Genomic DNA, 19,329 nt, shown 5'->3' on the forward strand with positions numbered 1-19,329 from the left:
AATTTCATCAAATCCCATGTAGTATTTGCCATTACGATTTATTATTAAATCGCAGATTATGAAATGAGGAAAGATGATTATTGCAGCTGAGGGGGGTTACCAAAACTTCGTTTTGAGTAATTCAGACTGGAAATGGTTATGGTTTGCATTCGCAACAGCAATAGTTGCTTTAGTAGTAGGTACACTGCTGACTAAAACTGTACTTAAAGTAGAAACCGGTACAGAAAAAATGCAAGAGATAGCAAAAGCTATTCAAGATGGTGCAATGGCATATATCATGCGACAATTTAAAACTATTGCAACAATTGTTGTTCCAGTAGGAGCAATTGTATTTTTCACTTCTAAAGCTATATCGAAAGATTCAGGTATTGCAGCGCTAAGTTTTGCTCAAAGCGGAACTTTTAGAACTGCAGCATTTGTTGTTGGTGCTCTATGTTCTGGTGGTATTGGTTTTCTTGGAATGTGGTTATCAACTCGTGCGAATGTTCGTACTGCACATTGTGCAACTAAAGGTTCAATGAATAATGCATTAGGCGTAGCTTTTAAAGCTGGTGGTGTTTGTGGTCTCTTTACTGCTGGTCTTGGACTTCTTGGCGCAACAACTATTGTTATGATCTTTCAAAATAGTGCGTCAGCAATTCTTGTTGGTTTTGGTTTTGGTGGTTCACTACTAGCTCTTTTCTTGCGTGTTGGTGGAGGTATCTTTACTAAAGCAGCTGACGTTGGTGCTGACCTTGTTGGTAAAGTTGAACAGGGAATTCCCGAAGATGATCCTCGTAACCCTGCAACTATTGCAGATAACGTTGGCGACAATGTTGGTGACTGTGCTGGTATGGCATCAGATCTTTTCGAAAGTTTTGGTGTGACACTTGTTGCTTCTATCATCTTAGGTGTGAGCGCTTTTGCTGGAATTGGATTAGAAGGTTCATCATCTAAAGGACTTATTTTTCCTATAGCAATTATGGCTGTTGGTCTATTAGCTTCAATGATTTCTATCTTTTTAGTTAAAGCTAAAGAAGGGGAAAAAGATGCTCTGAAGCCAATAAACCGAGGACTCACTTACGCTTCAATACTCACTCTTATAGGTGCAGCTATTGTCTCATTTGGCTACATTGGAAACAAAACTGGAAGTGGACCACAAGCTCTTAGTCTTCCTGGAACAAGATTATTCTTCGCAATTTTTGCTGGAGTAGTTTTAGGACAAGTTGCCTCTCGAATAACTCAATATTATACATCTAGTGAATTCAAACCAGTTTTAAGTATTGCGGAATCTGGAAAAACTGGTCCTGCAACAGTTGTGCTTAGCGGTATCTCATCGGGGCTTGAATCTGCTGTTTGGGCTTTGTTTGCTATCTGTGGCGCTATTGGTGTTGCAATTTCTTTAGGTGGAGGAAACACTTCCTTTTCTTTTTACCTAGTTGCACTTACAGGTATAGGAATATTAAGCACTACAGCAATAGTTGTTGCTGAAGATACATTCGGTCCTGTTGCCGATAATGCTCAAGGTATTGCAGAAATGTCCGGAGTTTTTGAAGGTGAAACAGAAGAAATTCTTGATGGTCTCGACACAGTAGGTAATACTACAAAAGCTGTTACTAAAGGTTTTGCTATTGGTTCAGCTGTAATTGCAGCGGTAGCTCTTTTTGCTTCATTTGTTGAAACTATTTTCAATGACGGTGCAGATAAATATCCAATTGTTGCTGCAGGAATTAAATCTGGAAAATCAGCATTTGAAACAGTCGCGTTTAACGTTGCCGATCCAAAAACATTTATTGGATTACTAATCGGTGGATCTGTAGTGTTCATGTTCTCATCGTTAGCTATTTTGGCAGTGTCTCGTACTGCAGGAACTATAGTTCAAGCTGTTCGTAAACAATTTCATGACAAGCCAGGTATTATGGAAGGTACTGAAAAGCCTGACTATAAAGAAGTTATCGATATTTGTACTGGAGCCTCTCTACGCGAACTTGCAACTCCAGCATTGTTAGCTGTGCTGACACCAGTAGCTGTTGGTTTTGGTCTCGGGGCATTTGCACTTGGAGCTTATTTGGCATCAGCAATTGTTGTTGGTCAATTGATGGCTAACTTTTTATCTAACTCTGGTGGTGCTTGGGATAATGCAAAGAAATTTGTTGAATCTGGAAACCATGGTGGTAAAGGTTCAGACACTCATAAAGCTGTAGTTATTGGTGACACTGTTGGTGATCCTTTTAAAGATACAGCAGGACCAGCTATAAACCCATTGATCAAAGTGATGAACTTAGTTTCACTTCTTGTTCTTCCAGCTGTAATTTCAATGAGTGATAACAATGCTCGCTATATAGTTGCAGGTATTGCTATTGTGATTATTTTAAGTGCAATAACATATTCAAAAACAAGACCTTCAGGTTTTGGCGATGATTTGGTAGAAGAGTTATCTGCTAAATCTGATACAAAAGGATAAGACAATATACAAACTGGAAAATATTATGCTTAGTAAAAATAAAATTGGGCAAACCTAAGCCCTGCGGTTCGCAAAAACCCAGGGCTTGACTAAAGAGATCATCTCATGAGACTCCCATAAAGTCAAGACATTTCTTTCCTAGGTCGAACCCGCGAAGCTATTCCCTTTTTCCTCAAAGGTATAATCTCAACAGGGCTAAACCTTGGAGCTATAAAAAGATAATCTAGAATTATTAAATGCTTGCAGTGCTCGATTCAACTTATGTATTTGGGATTGGTGCTGGTATTTTCGCTGCAATACTATTTGGTTCAGGTGACTTTTATGTCGGTCATGTAGCTAGCAAGAGTTCGGTATTTGCTTCAACTGCAGTTGCATATATATTTGAATTCTGTTTGCTCGGAACTTTATTATTTTTTCAAAAAGATTATGGAACAATAGGCGAGAATAATAAAACTTTATTAGTTGCAATTTCTGGAAATATTGGATTTTTAACTTTTGTTTATGGTTTGGCAAAAGGAAGAATTTCTATTGTCGCGCCGCTTGCCGCAATATTACAGTTAGTTTTTCCTCTAATCTTTTCAATATTTGTAGACAATAAAACGCTTTCGAGACTTACTTGGTTGGGGATAATGGTTTCTATAATCGCAATCATATTTATAACAATTACTAAAGAACCAGAAGATTCTAAAATAAAAAATTCAACGAAACTTTCAATATTCGCTGGAACAATTTCAGGGTTATGTTTTAGTCTTTGGTTAACAGGCATTAGTAAAGTAGAAACTCCAATAATTACACGCATATTTATACTTTCCATCCCAGCCTGTATTGTCGGTACTATCTATCTATTGGTGAAGCGAGACACCATTAAACCAGTATTAAAGTATGTTCACATAATAGTAATATCAAGTACCGGTTATATGTGCGGAATTTGGTTCTTTAATTTTTCAGAAAGAAGAGTTTCTTTAATAATATCTGCACTATTAATAGGCTTGGTACCAGCTGTTACCATTATTCTTGCAAAGATTAAGAATGATGAACATATATCAAAGAATCAATACTACGGATTCATACTTGCAATTATTGGTATTGGAGTCATTGCTTTAGGTTCTACATAATCTTTCTAAAGACCAAACCTAGACAGAAAATATCAAGCTTTAGTATCAGTATTTAATTCTTCTGTTTTTATTTTAGGATCGACAGAATTTAAATCATCTGACTGTTCTTTTTTATGCTTTATAAATTCTATTACTGGTGGAATAAACGAGATAACAAATATCAATGCAATAATTGGTAATAAATATTTATCAATATTCTTTTCTCCGATAGCAGAACCTAAGAAATATCCAAGCAGTGAAATACCTACACCCCAAAGAGCTGCACCAACAGCATTGAATTTTACAAAGGTCTTGTAACTCATCTTGGCAGTACCAGCCATAGTAGGTGCGATTGTCCTCACTATTGGAACAAACCTAGCTAGTAAAATAGTTTTGGGACCGTGTTTTTCAAAGAATGCATGAGTCTTGTCGATATGTGATTTCTTTAGTATTTTTGCATTTTCTTTTTTAAAAAGTCTTTCACCAAGTTTGTTTCCAACCAAATATCCAGTTTGGTCACCAACAAATGCGGCTATAAAGAAAAGTGGCACAAGAACCCAAATGTTTAAATCCCCTTTAAACGCCAAGAATCCTGCTGTAAAAAGTAAAGTATCGCCAGGCAAGAATATGCCTATTAAAAGCCCTGATTCGGCAAATATAATAGCAAAAAGTACAATATACTGCCATGGGCTTAGGTTATCCAATAAAGTACCGAGTTTAGAAGGGTCTAAGAGATCTTTAAAGAATGAAATTATAGAAGCTATATACATAAATATTGATTCTAGTCAGTTATTTTTCTAAATATTACGTTCAGGTAGTACGAGAGAGTAAAGTACATGTCTCGCATAATGCAAATATGCGTTGCTACATAGGCTAAAGCCAAAAGATTAATAGAAGAGAGATGTCCGTGGGCAAACCATTAATAATCGTTGAATCACCTGCAAAAGCCAGGACAATAACACAATTCTTAGAAGGTAAATACACTGTAGAATCAAGTGTTGGTCATATTAGAGATCTGCCAAGAACAGCAGCTGACATTCCAGAACAATTTAAAAAAACACCTGCAGGACGTTTGGGGATTGATGTAGAAAATAATTTTACACCTATATATATAGTTCCAGCAGAAAAGAAAAAAGTTGTTGCAGAATTAAAGAGAAAATTAAAAGATGCAAGTGAATTATATCTCGCAACCGATGAAGATCGTGAAGGTGAAGCAATTGCTTGGCATGTACTACAAATTTTGAAACCAAAAATCCCTGTAAAGCGAATGGTTTTTCATGAAATAACAAAAGACGCAATTAATGAGGCTATAACTAATGCCCGCGAACTCGATACAAAATTAGTTGCTGCTCAGGAAGGTAGACGAATATTAGATCGATTAGTAGGCTATGAGACATCACCAATTTTGTGGCGCAAAGTTATGCCAAAACTCAGCGCAGGTAGAGTACAAAGTGTTGCAACGCGTCTAGTAGTTGATCGTGAGCGCGCTCGAATGGCTTTTGTTAGCGCAAAATATTTTGATGTTGTTGCTGAACTCAAGCACGAAAAGACAAAGATTGAATTTGAATCTACACTTACACATGTTGACGACAAAAGGATTTCTTCCTCAAAAGACTTTGACGAAAAAACAGGTAAATTAAATAAAACAACTGTAGTTACTATAGGTGAAGTCGCAGCATCAAAAATTGCAGAAAGTGTTTCTGGAAAAGATTTTGAAGTCGGCTCTTCTGAAGAAAATGACTGGAAGCAATCTCCATATCCTCCATTTATAACTTCAACTTTGCAACAAGAGGCTGGACGTAAATTACGGTTTTCTTCAGCACGTACAATGGCGATTGCACAAAGGTTATATGAACGCGGTTATATAACCTACATGCGTACCGATTCTACTTCTCTATCTGACCAGGCCATTAAAGCTTCAAGAAAAAGAATTGAGTCACTCTATGGCAAAGAATATGTTCCTGATGCGCCTCGTCAATATAAGAGAAAAGTGAAAAATGCTCAGGAAGCTCATGAAGCTATACGTCCTGCTGGTGATGACATGAGAATACCTGATTCTCTATCTAGCGAGTTAGATACAGATGAAACTAAGTTATATGAACTCATTTGGAAGCGAACTATTGCTTCACAAATGTGTGATGCACGTGGCAAGAGAGTAACAGTTAAATTTAATATTGCGCTTAAAGACGTCGTTGATGAAAATAAGGCATCTTTAAACAATGCAACATTTACTTCTCATGGTCGAACAATTGTTTTTCCAGGTTTTTTACGAGCATATGTTCAAGGCTCTGATGATCCTGATTCAGATTTAGAAGACCGAGAATCTATTTTGCCACCGTTAGCTGTTGGAGATAAAACCAAATGTAAAAGCGTTGAAGCTAAAGAACATTCAACACTTCCACCAGCACGTTACACAGAAGCTTCTTTGGTTAAAGAGCTAGAAGCACGAGGTATTGGCCGTCCTTCTACTTATGCTGCAGTAATGCAAACCATTCAAGATCGTGGATATGTTTGGAAAAAATCAAGTGCGATGGTACCAAGCTGGACTGCTTTTGCTGTTGTTGGATTACTAGAAAAACACTTCCCGCATTTAGTTGATTATGAATTTACCGCAAAAATGGAAGAAGATTTAGATGCAATTGCTCTTGGTGAAAAAGATTCTATTGCTTGGCTTAATAAATTTTATTTCGATCCTGAAGAAGGTCTAAAGTTTTTAGTTGGCGATGAACGTGTTGCGGAAATTGATGCACGTGCCATTAACTCTATTGTTATTGGCCAAGATGATAAAAAGCGAGACATAGTTGTCCGTGTAGGTCGCTATGGTGCTTACTTGGAACGTGATATTAATGGCGAACCACAACGTGCAAATATTCCAGATGGAACAACACCAGATGAATTAAACCCAGTAATAGCGGAAGAATTTTTTGAAAGCGCATCACAAGATGGACGAGAACTTGGTATCTATCCTGAAAACGATCAGATGATAGTTGTAAAAGATGGGCGATTTGGTCCTTATGTTACTTGTGTTTTACCCGAAGATGTAGAGAAAGATAAAAAAGGTAAACCATTAGAAAAACCTAAGACTGCATCACTTTTAAAATATATGAATATTGCAGATATCACATTTGAGGATGCAATAAAACTTTTTTCTTTACCGCGCATAGTTGGTAAGGATGAAAATGGAAATGAAATTTCAGTACAGAATGGCCGCTATGGTCCATATATTTCACGAACAGTTGATGGTAAAGGCGATTCTCGTACTCTTGCTGAAGAGACTCAATTATTTGATCTCACTTTAGAACAAGCACTTGAACTTTTTTCACAGCCACGCCGTAGGGGAGCTGCGACAGCTAAAGGACCATTACTTGATTTAGGAGCACATCCAGATTCAGGGAAATCCATCCTTGTAAAGGATGGTCGATTCGGAGCATATGTAACTGATGGTGAAATTAATGCCTCCATTCCTAGAGGTAAAACTCCAGAGACATTGACTATGGATGAAGCAGTGGAACTTTTGATCGCTAGAGCAGAGAAAATCGCTTTAAATGGTGGCGTAACAAAGAAAGCGAAAAAAAAGCCAGTAGCGAAAAAAAAGCCAGTAGCGAAAAAGAAGCCAGTAGCGAAAGTATTAAAGAAGCCTAAGGTTACTGACTCAAAACGTCCTACTTCCGATAAGCAGAACGCAGCGGAAAAGAAAACTACTACTAAAAAAGCTAAAGACGGCGAAAAAAGTTAAGAAGATTAATACTAAGATATTGTATTATGAATAAAGAGGCACCGTTTGTACCTATACAAGTGACAGATGATCCAATTCCTAAGAATATTTGGGCGGCATTTCGCCAATATGGATACTGGAGAGTCTTCATAGCTCAATTCGTTTCATCTTTAGGGGACTGGATCGGGATATTTGCAATTATTGCAATCGCATCACGTGTATCTAATAATTCAGGTTATGCGGTTGCTTTACCCATGCTTGTGAGAATTGTTCCTGGTCTTTTTCTAGCTTCTATTGGCGGACTGATCGTAGATCGTCTAGACAGACGAAAGATAATGGTTATTTGTGATTTATCTAGAGCTGCTCTTTTATTCATGCTTCCATTCTGGAATTCACTTATCGGGCTTATTGTAATATCTTTTTTCTTGGAAATGTTCACGTTATTATGGGGTCCTGCAAAAGATTCTTCTATTCCTTATTTAATTACACCAAACCATTTAGATACAGCTAATTCTCTTGGTCTCGCATGTGCCTATGGAACTTTTCCTATTGGGGCAATGGTATTTGGTGCAATGGCGAGTGTCGCAGTATTCATAAATTCAAAAAACTTTTTTGGTGGAAATATTGATCAAGAGTTCGTTGCTCTTTGGGCTGACGGGCTTACTTACATTATTTCTGCGATTGCAATATTTAGTTTGACTCGCGTATTTCGAGATATACGTTCCTCTCAGTTAGAAAGAATGGAAAAGGAGAAATTAGAAAAAGAAAACAATTCTGATTCTGCTTTATCGGAAAAGCGCATAGACATTGCTGCTACGTTTGCAGAAATAAAAAATGGCTATAAATTTATTGCAAAAGAACGTTTGGTTCGTGGAGTGATGCTGGGTCTAGGTGTTGGTATTATCGGTGGAGGCGTTTTAGTACCACTAGGTAATATTTATGCATCTACAGTTCTGGGTGGTGGCTCGGGCACCTATTCATTATTAATGATTGGTTTGGGAACTGGAGCTGCTGTTGGAATTATTACCTTGTTGTTCATACAAAAATATCTTAAACGAGGAACAGTATTTTGGAGCGCGATAGTACTTTGCGGAGTGTCATTAGTATTAGTAGCGCTTTCCAGCTATACTTGGATTTCTGTTATTGCTATTGGCGGAGTTGGCGCATTTGCAGGTAGTGGATATGTGACAGGGTTTACTGTATTACAAGAAGAAGTTGAAGATAACTTACGCGGACGAACATTTGCTGCACTTTATACAATAGTGAGAATATGTATGATTTTTGCCTTGGCCGTTTCTCCATTATTCTCTGATTTTTATGATTGGATTTTAATAAAAATTTTTGGCACAACAAAACTTTCTATTGGTGCTTTCTCATATAATTTTCCAGGTGTAAGGGTTACATTATTAATGGGTGGATTAGTGATTGTTGTAGGTGGATTCTTAGCCCGTTCACAAGTAGTACACAAAGCCGTTCGTAAAAATGAAGATATCATCAATGCTAATTTATCTAACACTGAATCTGAAAGCAAGGCTGAAGGTTCTGACATCTTGGAACGATCGCGAAGCGCTGAAAAAATGTCAGATACCGAAATCGAGAATTCAAATGTAGCGAACCCAGTCGCAGACGTTACTAATAAGTTGGAATTACCTAATGAAGACAGAACAGAAGTTAAATAAATGAGTAACGGTGTGCATATAGTATTTGAAGGACCTGATGCTGTAGGGAAATCAACTCAAATTGCATTAACAAAAAAATATCTTGAAGAGCTAGGCCACAAAGTAGTTTTAACTCGTGAACCTGGTGGCACTGAAGTAGGTTTAATGTTGCGTAAAATATTATTGGAAACAAATTTAAATATAGATCCACACGCTGAGGCATTAATGATGGCTAGCGACCGTGCTCAAGACGTACATGAAATTATCATGCCCGCAATCGAACGTGGAGATATTGTTCTTAGCGATAGATTTATTCCATCGTCACTTGTATATCAAGGTATTGTACGCAGACTTGGGATTGAGCAAGTTTTTGAATTAAGTAAATTTGCATTAGGAAGACATACTCCAGATATAACACTATGCTTTGATATTTTAGATGAAAAAGCAATTGCGCGTGCTGATAAAAATCCCGATCGAATAGAGCGTGAAGGTACAGATTTTCACCAAGAAGTTCGTGATGCTTATAGGATGCTGACTGGAAAATATAATTGGGAAAAAATAGATGCAAACGGTTCAGTAGATGAAGTATTTGATCGTATAAAAAAAATTATTGATATCAAGATTGTGTCTAATTCATGAATGGTTTTGGAAGTATCAAAGGACAAGAAAAAGCAATTGTTCAATTAGAGAATGCATTAAAGCAGCCAGTCAACAGTTACATCTTTTATGGAAATCGTGGTACCAATATTGAAGAATGTGCACGAATATTTGCTTCACGAATTATCGAAAACAATGGTGTCTTAGACCAGCGAATACAAGATCGATTATATCCCGATGTAATTGAATTTGAGCCTGTTGGTGTTAGCTATCGTATTAAGGAAGATGTACGCGAATCAATGTTGGTTGAACTTTTTAAATCACCAATAGAAAGTTCAAAAAAAGTTTTAATTATTCATGATGCTCACAGATTACGCTCAGATAGTGCAAATTCCTTGTTGAAATCACTTGAAGAGCCTCCAGAAAATTTAGTTTGGATATTAATTGCACCGGAGCGTGACTTAGTCTTGCCTACAATTCATTCTCGCTGTTTTCCAATACAGTTCTCTACCTTGCCAAGCGAATTAGTCTTTGACTATTTGATAAAAAATAATGTTAATGAAGAACTTGCAAAGTCGGTTGCAAACAATAGTGGAGGTAGGTTAGACCGTGCTCTAAATATGTCCAAACGAAATAGGGCTTTGGTAAAAAAAGCACAAAAATTGGCCTCAACTCTAACTTTGAATGCAAGCATTGTAAGTAATTCCACGTCGCAAGTTTTAGAGATTTTTGATGAGATATCAAATAGTTTGATCACTGAAAATAAATCAAAGTTAGATTTGATAAAAAAAGAAATGAAAGATTCAGGATATTCAGAAAAGGTTCAAAAATCTGTTTTGTCAGCATCAAAAGTTAGATTTGATTCAATAGAGAAAAGATTGAAATCTGAACTTATAGAAGACTTTCTAGATTACTTTCAGACAGAACTTTTTGAACTATCGAAATTAAATACAGGGATAATTCAATATCAGCTATCGATAATCGATGAATTCCGAGAAAAGTTGATTTATAACCCTAATGAAACACTCTTTTTGGAATCATTATTCGCAACACTTTTAATGTCTAAAGTATAAGTAAACTTATTTGTCAAAGATGACGAAACAGTTCAAAAGCCGAGATAGCTCAGTTGGCAGAGCAACGCACTCGTAACGCGTAGGTCGTGGGTTCAATTCCCATTCTCGGCTCTTATGACAATATACATAGCAATAATGATAGTTATAGGTTTTGTGTGTTTTGTTGCATGCTTTTATACTTCTAAGAGGATTTGGGACATGCTTGACACACCAAGTGTTTCGCCGTCAGGTGCAATAGTAGGCATGTGTGAAATTATTGGTAAAGCATCGACTGAGTTAGATGCCTTTGCAAAATTGAAACCATTGATAAAAAGTCCAATCATGAATACTGATTGTGTATGGTACGAAGTAATTGTTGAAGAGTATGTACAAAAAGATGATTCAAAAGAATGGAAAAAAATATTCGAAAAGAAGCCATCAGATGGTTTTAGAATTGTTGATGGATATGGCGGCATATTTATTAACGCATCTCATGCAAAGAAATATTTGACTAAATCCACTGAAAAAAATAAATCAGTTGAAGCTATCAGCAAAGCAAAATATTTAATGGATGGCCCAGTTCTATCTTCCATAGAGCAGGAAGTGAAAAAATGGCAAACTTCTCCTGATGGATTTTATATGTATCATGTCAATGTCGGAAAATATATTCCAACTACCTATGTTTCCCCAGACAAGACACAATTTTTCGATGACACGAAACAAGTATGGACAAGCATAGATATCTCATCAAAATCCGAATCGTTCATTAGTGGTATAAAATCTGTATTTGATAAATTAACTCAAAATGATTTAAGAGTAACTGAAACAATTGTTACCCCTATGCAGGATATTTATGCACATGGTTATGTAAGTTTTCCAATTGGGAATATATCTTCAAATGAATTAAAAATTGACAAAGGTAATAAATTTGGTGGGTTATTCGTTTCTTCGACTGGAGAAAAAACTGCATTAACTAGTCAAAAAAGGATCAGGGCTGTTTTAGCTATTGTCGGAATGATTGTGGGTGCATTGCTAATCATTTTAAATAACGCAACAATCAAGCCTAGTAGCGAATCAGACAAATACGAAATTTCATCTTTCAACTTAACAATTTGGCCGTATATTTGGCTTGCTTTAGCGTATTGTTTAAGTTTTTTTATTTTAAAATTCGGACGTACTTTTAATCGGTTTATAAGATTAAAACAACAGGTAAATCTTTCTAAATCTACAATTGATACTGTGCTTAAACGGCGCAGTGATTTAATACCACAATTAAAAGATATTGTTGATGGGGCAGCTGGTCACGAAGCTAATTTGCAACAGGCTGCAGCTGAACTTAGATCAAAAAATGATGACGAGTTCACAAAGACTATTTTTGCTTTAGGTGAAGCATATCCAAGTTTAAAAGTATCAGTAAATTTCATGCAACTACAATTCGAATTAGGCCGAACTGAAGAAAAGATTGCAATGGCCCGATCATTTTTGAATGATTCAGTATTAAATTATAATAATTTACGAGCTACCTTCGTTGGAATATTGTATTCACCATTTTTCAAAAAGATTGATAGAGAAAAGTAATTCCATATCATTTTTATATGTTTATAGTGTTTTAGATGCAAGATATTCATGAATTATAAGAAATAGTTAGCAAAAGTTAGAAAAACTCACATCTATTACAGTATCTAGACTCGTATTAACTAAAATTAGTTAATTAAAGGAATCAGTTAATTATGGCATCACAAGAAACATTTATGGCAGATGTTGATCCGTACCTGAACTCTTTGTATTCAACAGCATTGCGTTTAACGAAGAAACCTGCTGATGCACAAGACCTAGTACAAGAAACATTGTTAAAGGCGTATAAGGCATACGACAGATTTGAAGCTGGGACTAATTTAAAAGCTTGGATTTTTCGTATATTGACTAATTCCTATATAAATATCTATCGATATAAATCTCGTAGACCAAAAGAAGTGGATATTGAGAATACAGAACAAATGTTTATGTATCACAAATTAAGAGGTTCAACAGCAACTGATGTTTCAAAAAGTGTTGAGGACGAATTCTTGAATTCAATTACTGACATTGAAATTTCTAAAGCTATTGAAGACCTTCCAGAGCAATTTAGAGAAGTTGTATTATTATTTGACGTAGAGGGCCTAAGTTATGCTGAAATTGCTGAAATGTTAAAGATTCCAGCTGGAACAGTGATGTCAAGGCTCCATAGGGGAAGAAAATCATTACAAAAAGCGTTAATTGATTATGCGAACGAAAATGGCATATACCCGTTAAGTTCAAAAACTGAAAATAGTGAATTAGTTAAGGCAGAAATGTCTGGCTCTGAAGGTACTGGGGAAAAGTCGTGAACTTTGATATAAAGGGAATTGAAGATGATCCATGTGGGCCCGGCTCTGATTGTGAAAAGATTCTAGAAATTGTAAACAAATACATTGATGGATGTGCCGATGACGATGAAACGTTATTAATAACTACGCACACACAAGATTGTATTGTTTGTAGGGATGGAATTGTGTTCGAGGAAAAATTTCGAGCAAGAATTAAGTCCGTTAAGCCAGAATGTATGCCACAAGACTTGAAGAATAAAATGCTGATGTCTTTCGGATTTCCAGGGATGAATGAGCTTCCATCTGCCTTATCTAACGAAAAACATAATAATAAGCATCATTTTTTCAAATTTTTTCGCAAAAATGATCATACTGGCTAAGATTTTTGTGTTCAAGCCGACTAATATTTATTTGCTATGAAAAAACAAATCTCAAAATCGTTTTACGTTATTTCAATATTTCTAATTATGATATTTAGTAATATAACCTCTGCTTTTGCTGTCGATGAGGTAGTAACAAATGATGTTACGAAAGAAAAAGGCATCTTTAGATGGTTCTTTTGGCCAGGTTGGGCTTTTGGTGGTCTAGTAATTTCGGTTATAGCTTTAATGTCGTATTATTATTGGAAAAATGTTCTAGGCCCAAAAAAACGTGGCCGTAAAATTTCATAGTGATCAATTTTAAAGAATTAACATCACAAGTTATTTCTTTATTAGATGCTAACGAAGAAGAAACATTTAGGAATTTTGCCAGATTACAAAACAAAAAGATTCTCATTGCATGTTCGGGTGGGGCAGACTCAATAGCTTTAGCATTAATTTCATATAGTCAAAATATTGATTTCGCTCTTGTATATATAGAACATAATATTAATCCAACTACTCGCGAATGCGAAACAATAATTAGTGACTTGGCTAAAAAATTAAAAGTTGAATTTTTTGTTGAACATGTTGATCTTGATCTTAAAAATAATAAATCTAATATAGAGTCTCGTGCACGTGATGCTAGATATCAAGCATTAGAAAAGGTACGTATAGAAAATAATTACGATTTTATTTTAACCGCACATCATCTAGACGATTATGTAGAAACATTCTTTATAAATCTTATGAGAGGTTCGGGATCTGGCGTTGCTGCACTTAGCTCTGCAAGAGGAAATCTTGTTCGACCATTATTAAATTGGCGGAAAATCCAACTCGAAGAAATCGTTCAGAAGTGTGAAATCGAGTATTTTTCTGATCCATCAAATGACCTTGATTGCTTTGTAAGAAATAGGGTAAGAAATGAATTAATCCCGCTCATGGATGATATTTCGAATCGTGATGTTGCCCCATTAGTATCAAAAGCGGGTAATCATATAGCTAGAGATCAAAAATTTATTTCTAGTTTAGGGGCACGTTCATGGCCACTTGACGGTAATACAAGCACTCGAACTTTAAGGGCACTTGATATTTCGCTTCAAAATCATGCCTTACGTTCTTGGATCATAGGAGATAAACCATCCGACAAAGAGATGTCCAATATTCTCGATGTTGTAAATCATGAAATTACAAAAACTCAAATCTCTGGAAATAGAACTATTTGGCGTAAAGATGCAAAGATATATCAGAGTGAAACAACAAAATTATTAGAAGACCTAAAGAACAAGAAGCTGGAGAATTAATGAAAGATTCAAATGGAAAGATTGGAAATATTTTAGTTGCCGAAGAGGAAATAAAAGCCAAACTCATCGAAATGGGAAATGCTATAGCAACTGACTATGAAGGTAAATCTCCTTTAATGATAGGTGTACTTAAGGGTGCATTCATTTTTATGGCAGATTTAATTCGCGCAATACCTATTGATTGTGAAGTTGACTTTATGGCAGTTAGTTCTTATGGGGCTGCAACAAAGAGTTCTGGAGTTGTGCGAATTATAAAAGATTTAGATACCGATTTAACAGATCGTCATGTTATTTTGGTCGAAGATATAATAGATTCTGGTCTTACGCTTTCTTATTTAAGAAAGAACCTATTAGCCCGAAAACCTGCATCTTTAGAAATTTGTGCGATGTTTATTAAGAAAGATTTACAAAAAGCAAAAATAGAATGTAAATATGAAGGTTTCTTCATTCCACCAGATTTTGTTGTCGGCTATGGTTTAGATGCACGTGAAAATCTTCGTGGTCTAAAATATTTAGCTGAATATAAAGACTAAAATATATGACTATGGCCGAAAGTCTAACTTGGCAAAAGCTATTACTTAAAGACCGTCCATTAATATTTGGTGTTTTAAATTGCACGCCAGATTCATTTTCTGACGGTGGACAATATTTAAAAGAAAAAACAATTTTCGAGAAATTAGAATTATTAATTTCCAATGGTGCAGATGTAATAGATATTGGTGCAGAGTCAACCCGACCTGGAGCAAAAGAAATATCATATGAAGATCAGATGAAACGACTCAAACCTGCATTTAAATATTTGGAGAATATCTCAACTTCATATAATGGAAATTTTTCTATAGATACTAGGAATTCAAATGTGGCAAAAGAATGTTTATCTTCTGGGATAAATATTATCAATGATGTCTCAGGTGGTAATCACGATGAAAAGATGTTTGAAGTTATCTCTAATTCTAAATCTCTTTGTGTATTAATGCATATGAGGGGCAATCCAAAGATTATGCAAACTTTAACTAAATATGAAAATATTGTTGATGATGTATGTGAAGAATTAAATGTCACTATTGATTACGCAATTAAAGCTGGTATTCATGAATCGAAAATTATGGTCGACCCTGGTATAGGCTTCGCTAAGACACCACAAGATTGTATAAATATTATAAAAAATATTGATGTTATTAAAAATAGATTAGGATTTCCAGTGCTTGTTGGTTTGAGTAGGAAGAGCTTTATCTCCAAATATATTATCTCTATTCAAAACATGGACGAATCGGACATGGTAGAGTGGGCAACTCACTACATGAGCATCTATCTTTATGAGCATGGGGTTGATGCATTAAGAGTTCATGAGCCAGGTTTTACAATTAATGCGATAAGATTTGCAAAAAACTTTTCAGACAAATGGTAAAATACTGCTTAAAATATCATAAAAAATCATGACTTATGCAGGTCATGAATTTCAAAATTCCTGTACAATCTATGGTTATGGTAAAAGGCAGGTGGGCACAAGGATTGATGCCCAGAAATTTCATTTGGATAATTAAAGATAGAATCGCTGTTTCTGAGCGACCTGGTGGATTTGCGAGAAATCATCGAAAAATTCGCCGTCAAGAAGAGCTTATTTGGTTGGATATCCACGGATTTACCCGTGTTGTATCATTATTGGAATCACCACATAATTTACATGCATACAATGATGCAAAGTTACATTTCGAACATATACCCTTAAGTCGACCAGATGAATACCCTGACCGACTTTTATTTGTTTATATGCAACTAGACAGGTTCATATCTGATTCTCGCCACAAAATTTTGGTACATCATGAAGAATTTGGTGATAGAATACTTGGATTAATGGGTGGTTATTTAATCTACTCAGGTTTAGCCTCAAGCGGTCCTGAAGCAATCCAAATTATTGAATCGATTACTTCTAGGGAATTGCAAGCTGAAGGACGAGAAATTATTTCGATAACAATTGAAAATCGATTGATGAAAGATTTCGCAAAAGAACATTTTGAAAAACGAGAGAATCATGCTGAAGTACAACGTTTGGCAAGAATTGATTTGGTTCGTAAACAACAATTAGATGCTCAAAAACGTGCGCAAGTTGAAGCTGCAAGAAAACGTGCACAGACTTTGGCAGCAGCAGAAATTGCAAGAGTTGCATTTGTAGCAGAAAAGAAGAAAGCTGCCGAAGAGAAAAAACGATTAAATAAACTTAGGATAATCCAAGCGAAAAAAGATGCAATAAAAAAAGCTGCTCAAGAGAAAAAGGAGGCTGCTCAAAAAGTTCGCGAAGCAAAAATAGAGGCACAACAAAAAGCTAAGGAAGCTGCAAAAGCTGCGATATTAAAAGCTAAAGAAGCTGCGAAGATTGCTAAAGAAAAAGAACGTGAAGCTAAACAAGTGGCTACAGAAAAAGCGAAGATTGCTAAAGAAAAAGAACGATTACGAGCAGTAAAAGCTAAAGAGAAAGCTAAAGAGAAAGCACGTCTTGCAAAAGAAAAAATAGCATTGAAAAAGGCGACAGATCTTAAAGCAAAATCTAAGAAGACTCCTACTAAAAAAGCTGTAGCTAAAAAAGTGGCATCTAAAAAGATGCCAGTTAAGAAAACTAGCGTGAAGAATAAACCCCTTCCTAAGAAAGCTACTGCTAAGAAAGCTACTGCTAAGAAAGCTGCTGCTAAGAAAACTCCAGTAAAAAAAGCTCCAGTAAAAAAAGCTCCGGTAAAAAAAGCTCCTGCTAAGAAAACTGCAGCTAAAAATACTACTGCTAAGAAAACTCCAGTTAAAAAGACAGATTCTAAACAAAGTAAATTAACTACTTCTACGAAGCGCGCAACTAAGGCAAAACCAAAAGCCAAAGCAAAGAAGAAATAATTTAAATGCCCGACCAAGTTCAATTAAGAGGCTTAAAGATACTTGCTCATTGTGGAGCTTATGAAGTTGAGCGTGTAAAGCTTCAACCTTTTGAAATAGATCTTGACATAGAGTCAGACCAAACTAATGCAGGCCAAAGCGATTCTTTAATTGATGCTATAGATTATGAGTTAATATGTGAAGCAATACTTTCATTGGCGAACAAAGAAGAATTCTCGTTGCTTGAAAGAATGGCACAAAGAATATTAGACATACTTTTTGAAACTGATAAAAAAATAGATGGCATCTCGATCACATTAAAAAAAGTTCGTCCACCTCTACAAGCTGATATAACTACTGCTGGTGTATGTATATATCGTTCGCGTAAATAAAAAGTATTTTCAAAATTTAATAATAGTTTATAGTAAAAATAGTCAGAACTATATCGCTATGCGCGCACTATTCTAATCGCGTCAGTTCCACCTGCACGTTTACCTGGCGAACCGGACGCTACAGCTACTAGATCTCCACTATTTATATAACCTGCAGAAATACTCAGCTTAACTATTTGGTCTACTTCATGTTCTTGATCAACTTTATCTTCCATTAATAAGGGGGCAACACCCCAATTTAATGAAAGTCGGCTCAATACACCTTCATGTTTTGAAATCCCAATGATTTTTGTAGAAGGACGATAAGCAGCAATTCTTTGTGCTGTGGCGCCAGTTCTTGTAGGACATAATATTGCTGCAACATTTAAATCTTGAGCTGCTTGAACAACAGCGTGTGCAACAGCCCATGCAACTGGGTCTTCTCCTAGTACGCAAACATCAGGAACGCGGCGCTTGCGCCATTCTTCAGCACTCATAGCAACCTCAGCCATTGTCTCTACAGTCTCTTGAGCGTAAAGTCCTACTGCAGTTTCGCCAGAAAGCATAACGGCATCAGTTCCGTCTAAAACAGCGTTGGCAACGTCACCAACTTCTGCTCTGGTTGGTACTGGCGATGTAGTCATAGAATCAAGCATCTCTGTTGCAGTGATTACTGGGCGTCCAGCTTGATTACATGCTCGAATAATCTCTTTTTGCAATAAAGGAACACGTGCAACTTCCATTTGTATTCCTAAGTCGCCACGAGCAACCATTATGGCATCAGATTCTGCAAGAATTGATGATAATTCCTCAACAGCGCTTTTAGTTTCAATCTTTGAAATTAAGTGAATATAACAATTCTTTGGTAGACGATCACGAATTTCTTTTACGTCACTTCCTCTTCTCACAAAACTTAATCCAAGAAAATCAACTTTATGTTTAATTGCAATATCAATAATCTTGTGATCTTTTTCAGAATATGGAGATATTTTATTTTCGCCATTAGGAAGAAAGAATCCTTTTTTAGATTTTAAAGAACCACCGATTGTAATTTTTATAATAATATCAGTATCTTTAATGTCGACAACTACACCACGTATTTGTCCATCCGCCAAAATTATTGGATCATCAATATCCATCATTGTATATAAATCTCGAACAGATGTAGAAATAGTTTCACATGTTCCCAAAACCTGATCATTTTTTATAGTTAAAAGATCGCCAGCATGTAAAACAACTAAACCGTCTTCAACATCGCCATTTCTCATTTTTGGTCCTGGTAAATCAATCAGAATACCTACAGCTTTACTTAGCTTTTTTGATACTTCTCTAACTAATTCAATTCTGCCTGGAATCTCTTCAATATCACCATGAGCGCCATTAATGCGGATAACGTCTACACCTGCATGGACAATATTGGTCAAGGTCTCTATGTTGTCAGTGGCGGGTCCTATTGTTGCAACAATTTTTACTCTTCTCATTACTAAAATCATAGGCGAGATAGGCCTTGGCATGTGAATCAACTGCTAACT

The 19,329-nt window shown here is 35.9% G+C and carries 17 protein-coding genes and 1 tRNA gene; 16 read left to right on the plus strand and 2 right to left on the minus strand.

Annotation, left to right across the window (positions count from 1 at the left end; genetic code table 11):
• Positions 1-73 precede the first annotated feature (73 nt).
• Together KBF89_06205 and KBF89_06210 are read left to right on the plus strand one after the other, a co-directional pair.
• The gene (locus KBF89_06205) at positions 74-2,443 is read left to right on the plus strand and encodes a sodium-translocating pyrophosphatase (protein MBP9115923.1); all 2,370 of its coding nucleotides are present in this window, start codon (positions 74-76) and stop codon (positions 2,441-2,443) included.
• A 236-nt stretch (positions 2,444-2,679) separates the two neighbouring features.
• Positions 2,680-3,558, plus strand: coding sequence for an EamA family transporter (locus KBF89_06210; GenBank protein MBP9115924.1), 879 nt, complete (start codon positions 2,680-2,682; stop codon positions 3,556-3,558).
• 32 nt (positions 3,559-3,590) lie between these two features.
• Here KBF89_06210 and KBF89_06215 read toward each other — a convergent pair whose 3' ends face one another.
• A complete protein-coding gene (locus KBF89_06215; GenBank protein ID MBP9115925.1) occupies positions 3,591-4,307 on the minus strand; it encodes a VTT domain-containing protein in 717 nt (238 codons plus the stop codon).
• Between the two features lie 131 nt (positions 4,308-4,438).
• Between KBF89_06215 and topA the strand changes: the two genes are divergently transcribed.
• The 14 genes from topA to folB all read left to right on the plus strand — a co-directional run bounded on the left by topA (position 4,439) and on the right by folB (position 17,818).
• Positions 4,439-7,273 (plus strand): type I DNA topoisomerase, encoded by a 2,835-nt coding sequence (gene topA, locus KBF89_06220; GenBank protein MBP9115926.1) that lies wholly within the window; start codon positions 4,439-4,441, stop codon positions 7,271-7,273.
• A 26-nt stretch (positions 7,274-7,299) separates the two neighbouring features.
• The gene (locus tag KBF89_06225; GenBank protein MBP9115927.1) at positions 7,300-8,931 is read left to right on the plus strand and encodes an MFS transporter; all 1,632 of its coding nucleotides are present in this window, start codon (positions 7,300-7,302) and stop codon (positions 8,929-8,931) included.
• On the plus strand, positions 8,932-9,549 hold the full coding sequence (gene tmk / locus KBF89_06230; protein ID MBP9115928.1) for a dTMP kinase: 618 nt from the start codon (positions 8,932-8,934) through the stop codon (positions 9,547-9,549).
• The gene (locus KBF89_06235) at positions 9,546-10,580 is read left to right on the plus strand and encodes a hypothetical protein (protein MBP9115929.1); all 1,035 of its coding nucleotides are present in this window, start codon (positions 9,546-9,548) and stop codon (positions 10,578-10,580) included. The genes tmk and KBF89_06235 overlap by 4 nt, the downstream gene beginning before the upstream one ends.
• Before the next feature lie 38 nt (positions 10,581-10,618).
• Positions 10,619-10,691 (plus strand) — tRNA-Thr (locus tag KBF89_06240).
• An 87-nt stretch (positions 10,692-10,778) separates the two neighbouring features.
• Positions 10,779-12,137 (plus strand): LemA family protein, encoded by a 1,359-nt coding sequence (locus tag KBF89_06245; GenBank protein MBP9115930.1) that lies wholly within the window; start codon positions 10,779-10,781, stop codon positions 12,135-12,137.
• 173 nt (positions 12,138-12,310) lie between these two features.
• Positions 12,311-12,925 (plus strand): sigma-70 family RNA polymerase sigma factor, encoded by a 615-nt coding sequence (locus tag KBF89_06250; GenBank protein ID MBP9115931.1) that lies wholly within the window; start codon positions 12,311-12,313, stop codon positions 12,923-12,925.
• Positions 12,922-13,284: a hypothetical protein gene (locus KBF89_06255; protein ID MBP9115932.1), complete on the plus strand. Its 363-nt coding sequence runs from the start codon at positions 12,922-12,924 to the stop codon at positions 13,282-13,284. The genes KBF89_06250 and KBF89_06255 overlap by 4 nt, the downstream gene beginning before the upstream one ends.
• Before the next feature lie 36 nt (positions 13,285-13,320).
• Positions 13,321-13,575: a hypothetical protein gene (locus KBF89_06260; GenBank protein MBP9115933.1), complete on the plus strand. Its 255-nt coding sequence runs from the start codon at positions 13,321-13,323 to the stop codon at positions 13,573-13,575.
• A complete protein-coding gene (tilS, locus tag KBF89_06265; protein MBP9115934.1) occupies positions 13,575-14,567 on the plus strand; it encodes a tRNA lysidine(34) synthetase TilS in 993 nt (330 codons plus the stop codon). Before KBF89_06260 ends, tilS begins: the two co-directional genes overlap by 1 nt.
• Positions 14,567-15,100: a hypoxanthine phosphoribosyltransferase gene (gene hpt, locus KBF89_06270; GenBank protein MBP9115935.1), complete on the plus strand. Its 534-nt coding sequence runs from the start codon at positions 14,567-14,569 to the stop codon at positions 15,098-15,100. The genes tilS and hpt overlap by 1 nt, the downstream gene beginning before the upstream one ends.
• Positions 15,101-15,111: 11 nt before the next feature.
• Entirely contained in the window at positions 15,112-15,975 is an 864-nt protein-coding gene (gene folP / locus KBF89_06275) for a dihydropteroate synthase (protein MBP9115936.1), read from the plus strand.
• A gap of 44 nt (positions 15,976-16,019) precedes the next feature.
• Positions 16,020-17,447: a hypothetical protein gene (locus KBF89_06280; GenBank protein MBP9115937.1), complete on the plus strand. Its 1,428-nt coding sequence runs from the start codon at positions 16,020-16,022 to the stop codon at positions 17,445-17,447.
• A 5-nt stretch (positions 17,448-17,452) separates the two neighbouring features.
• Entirely contained in the window at positions 17,453-17,818 is a 366-nt protein-coding gene (gene folB, locus KBF89_06285) for a dihydroneopterin aldolase (protein MBP9115938.1), read from the plus strand.
• A gap of 56 nt (positions 17,819-17,874) precedes the next feature.
• Here the strand turns inward: folB and pyk are convergent, their stop codons facing one another.
• Positions 17,875-19,278 carry a pyruvate kinase gene (gene pyk, locus KBF89_06290; GenBank protein MBP9115939.1) on the minus strand — a complete coding sequence of 468 codons (1,404 nt, stop codon included), beginning with the start codon at positions 19,276-19,278 and terminating at the stop codon, positions 17,875-17,877.
• Positions 19,279-19,329 lie beyond the last annotated feature (51 nt).

Source organism: Acidimicrobiia bacterium (assembly GCA_018057765.1).
GTDB lineage: Bacteria > Actinomycetota > Acidimicrobiia > IMCC26256 > JAGPDB01 > JAGPDB01.

Excerpts from the sequence above, each read along its gene's own strand:
- tmk (MBP9115928.1), top strand. The coding sequence starts at position 8,932 with ATGAGTAACGGTGTGCATATAGTATTTGAAGGACCTGATGCTGTAGGG.
- pyk (MBP9115939.1), bottom strand. The coding sequence starts at position 19,278 with ATGAGAAGAGTAAAAATTGTTGCAACAATAGGACCCGCCACTGACAAC.
- KBF89_06260 (MBP9115933.1), top strand. The coding sequence starts at position 13,321 with ATGAAAAAACAAATCTCAAAATCGTTTTACGTTATTTCAATATTTCTA.
- KBF89_06245 (MBP9115930.1), top strand. The coding sequence starts at position 10,779 with ATGCTTGACACACCAAGTGTTTCGCCGTCAGGTGCAATAGTAGGCATG.
- KBF89_06225 (MBP9115927.1), top strand. The coding sequence starts at position 7,300 with ATGAATAAAGAGGCACCGTTTGTACCTATACAAGTGACAGATGATCCA.
- topA (MBP9115926.1), top strand. The coding sequence starts at position 4,439 with ATGTCCGTGGGCAAACCATTAATAATCGTTGAATCACCTGCAAAAGCC.
- folB (MBP9115938.1), top strand. The coding sequence starts at position 17,453 with ATGCCCGACCAAGTTCAATTAAGAGGCTTAAAGATACTTGCTCATTGT.
- KBF89_06205 (MBP9115923.1), top strand. The coding sequence starts at position 74 with ATGATTATTGCAGCTGAGGGGGGTTACCAAAACTTCGTTTTGAGTAAT.
- KBF89_06280 (MBP9115937.1), top strand. The coding sequence starts at position 16,020 with ATGAATTTCAAAATTCCTGTACAATCTATGGTTATGGTAAAAGGCAGG.
- KBF89_06235 (MBP9115929.1), top strand. The coding sequence starts at position 9,546 with ATGAATGGTTTTGGAAGTATCAAAGGACAAGAAAAAGCAATTGTTCAA.
- KBF89_06215 (MBP9115925.1), bottom strand. The coding sequence starts at position 4,307 with ATGTATATAGCTTCTATAATTTCATTCTTTAAAGATCTCTTAGACCCT.
- hpt (MBP9115935.1), top strand. The coding sequence starts at position 14,567 with ATGAAAGATTCAAATGGAAAGATTGGAAATATTTTAGTTGCCGAAGAG.
- KBF89_06250 (MBP9115931.1), top strand. The coding sequence starts at position 12,311 with ATGGCAGATGTTGATCCGTACCTGAACTCTTTGTATTCAACAGCATTG.
- KBF89_06210 (MBP9115924.1), top strand. The coding sequence starts at position 2,680 with ATGCTTGCAGTGCTCGATTCAACTTATGTATTTGGGATTGGTGCTGGT.
- folP (MBP9115936.1), top strand. The coding sequence starts at position 15,112 with ATGGCCGAAAGTCTAACTTGGCAAAAGCTATTACTTAAAGACCGTCCA.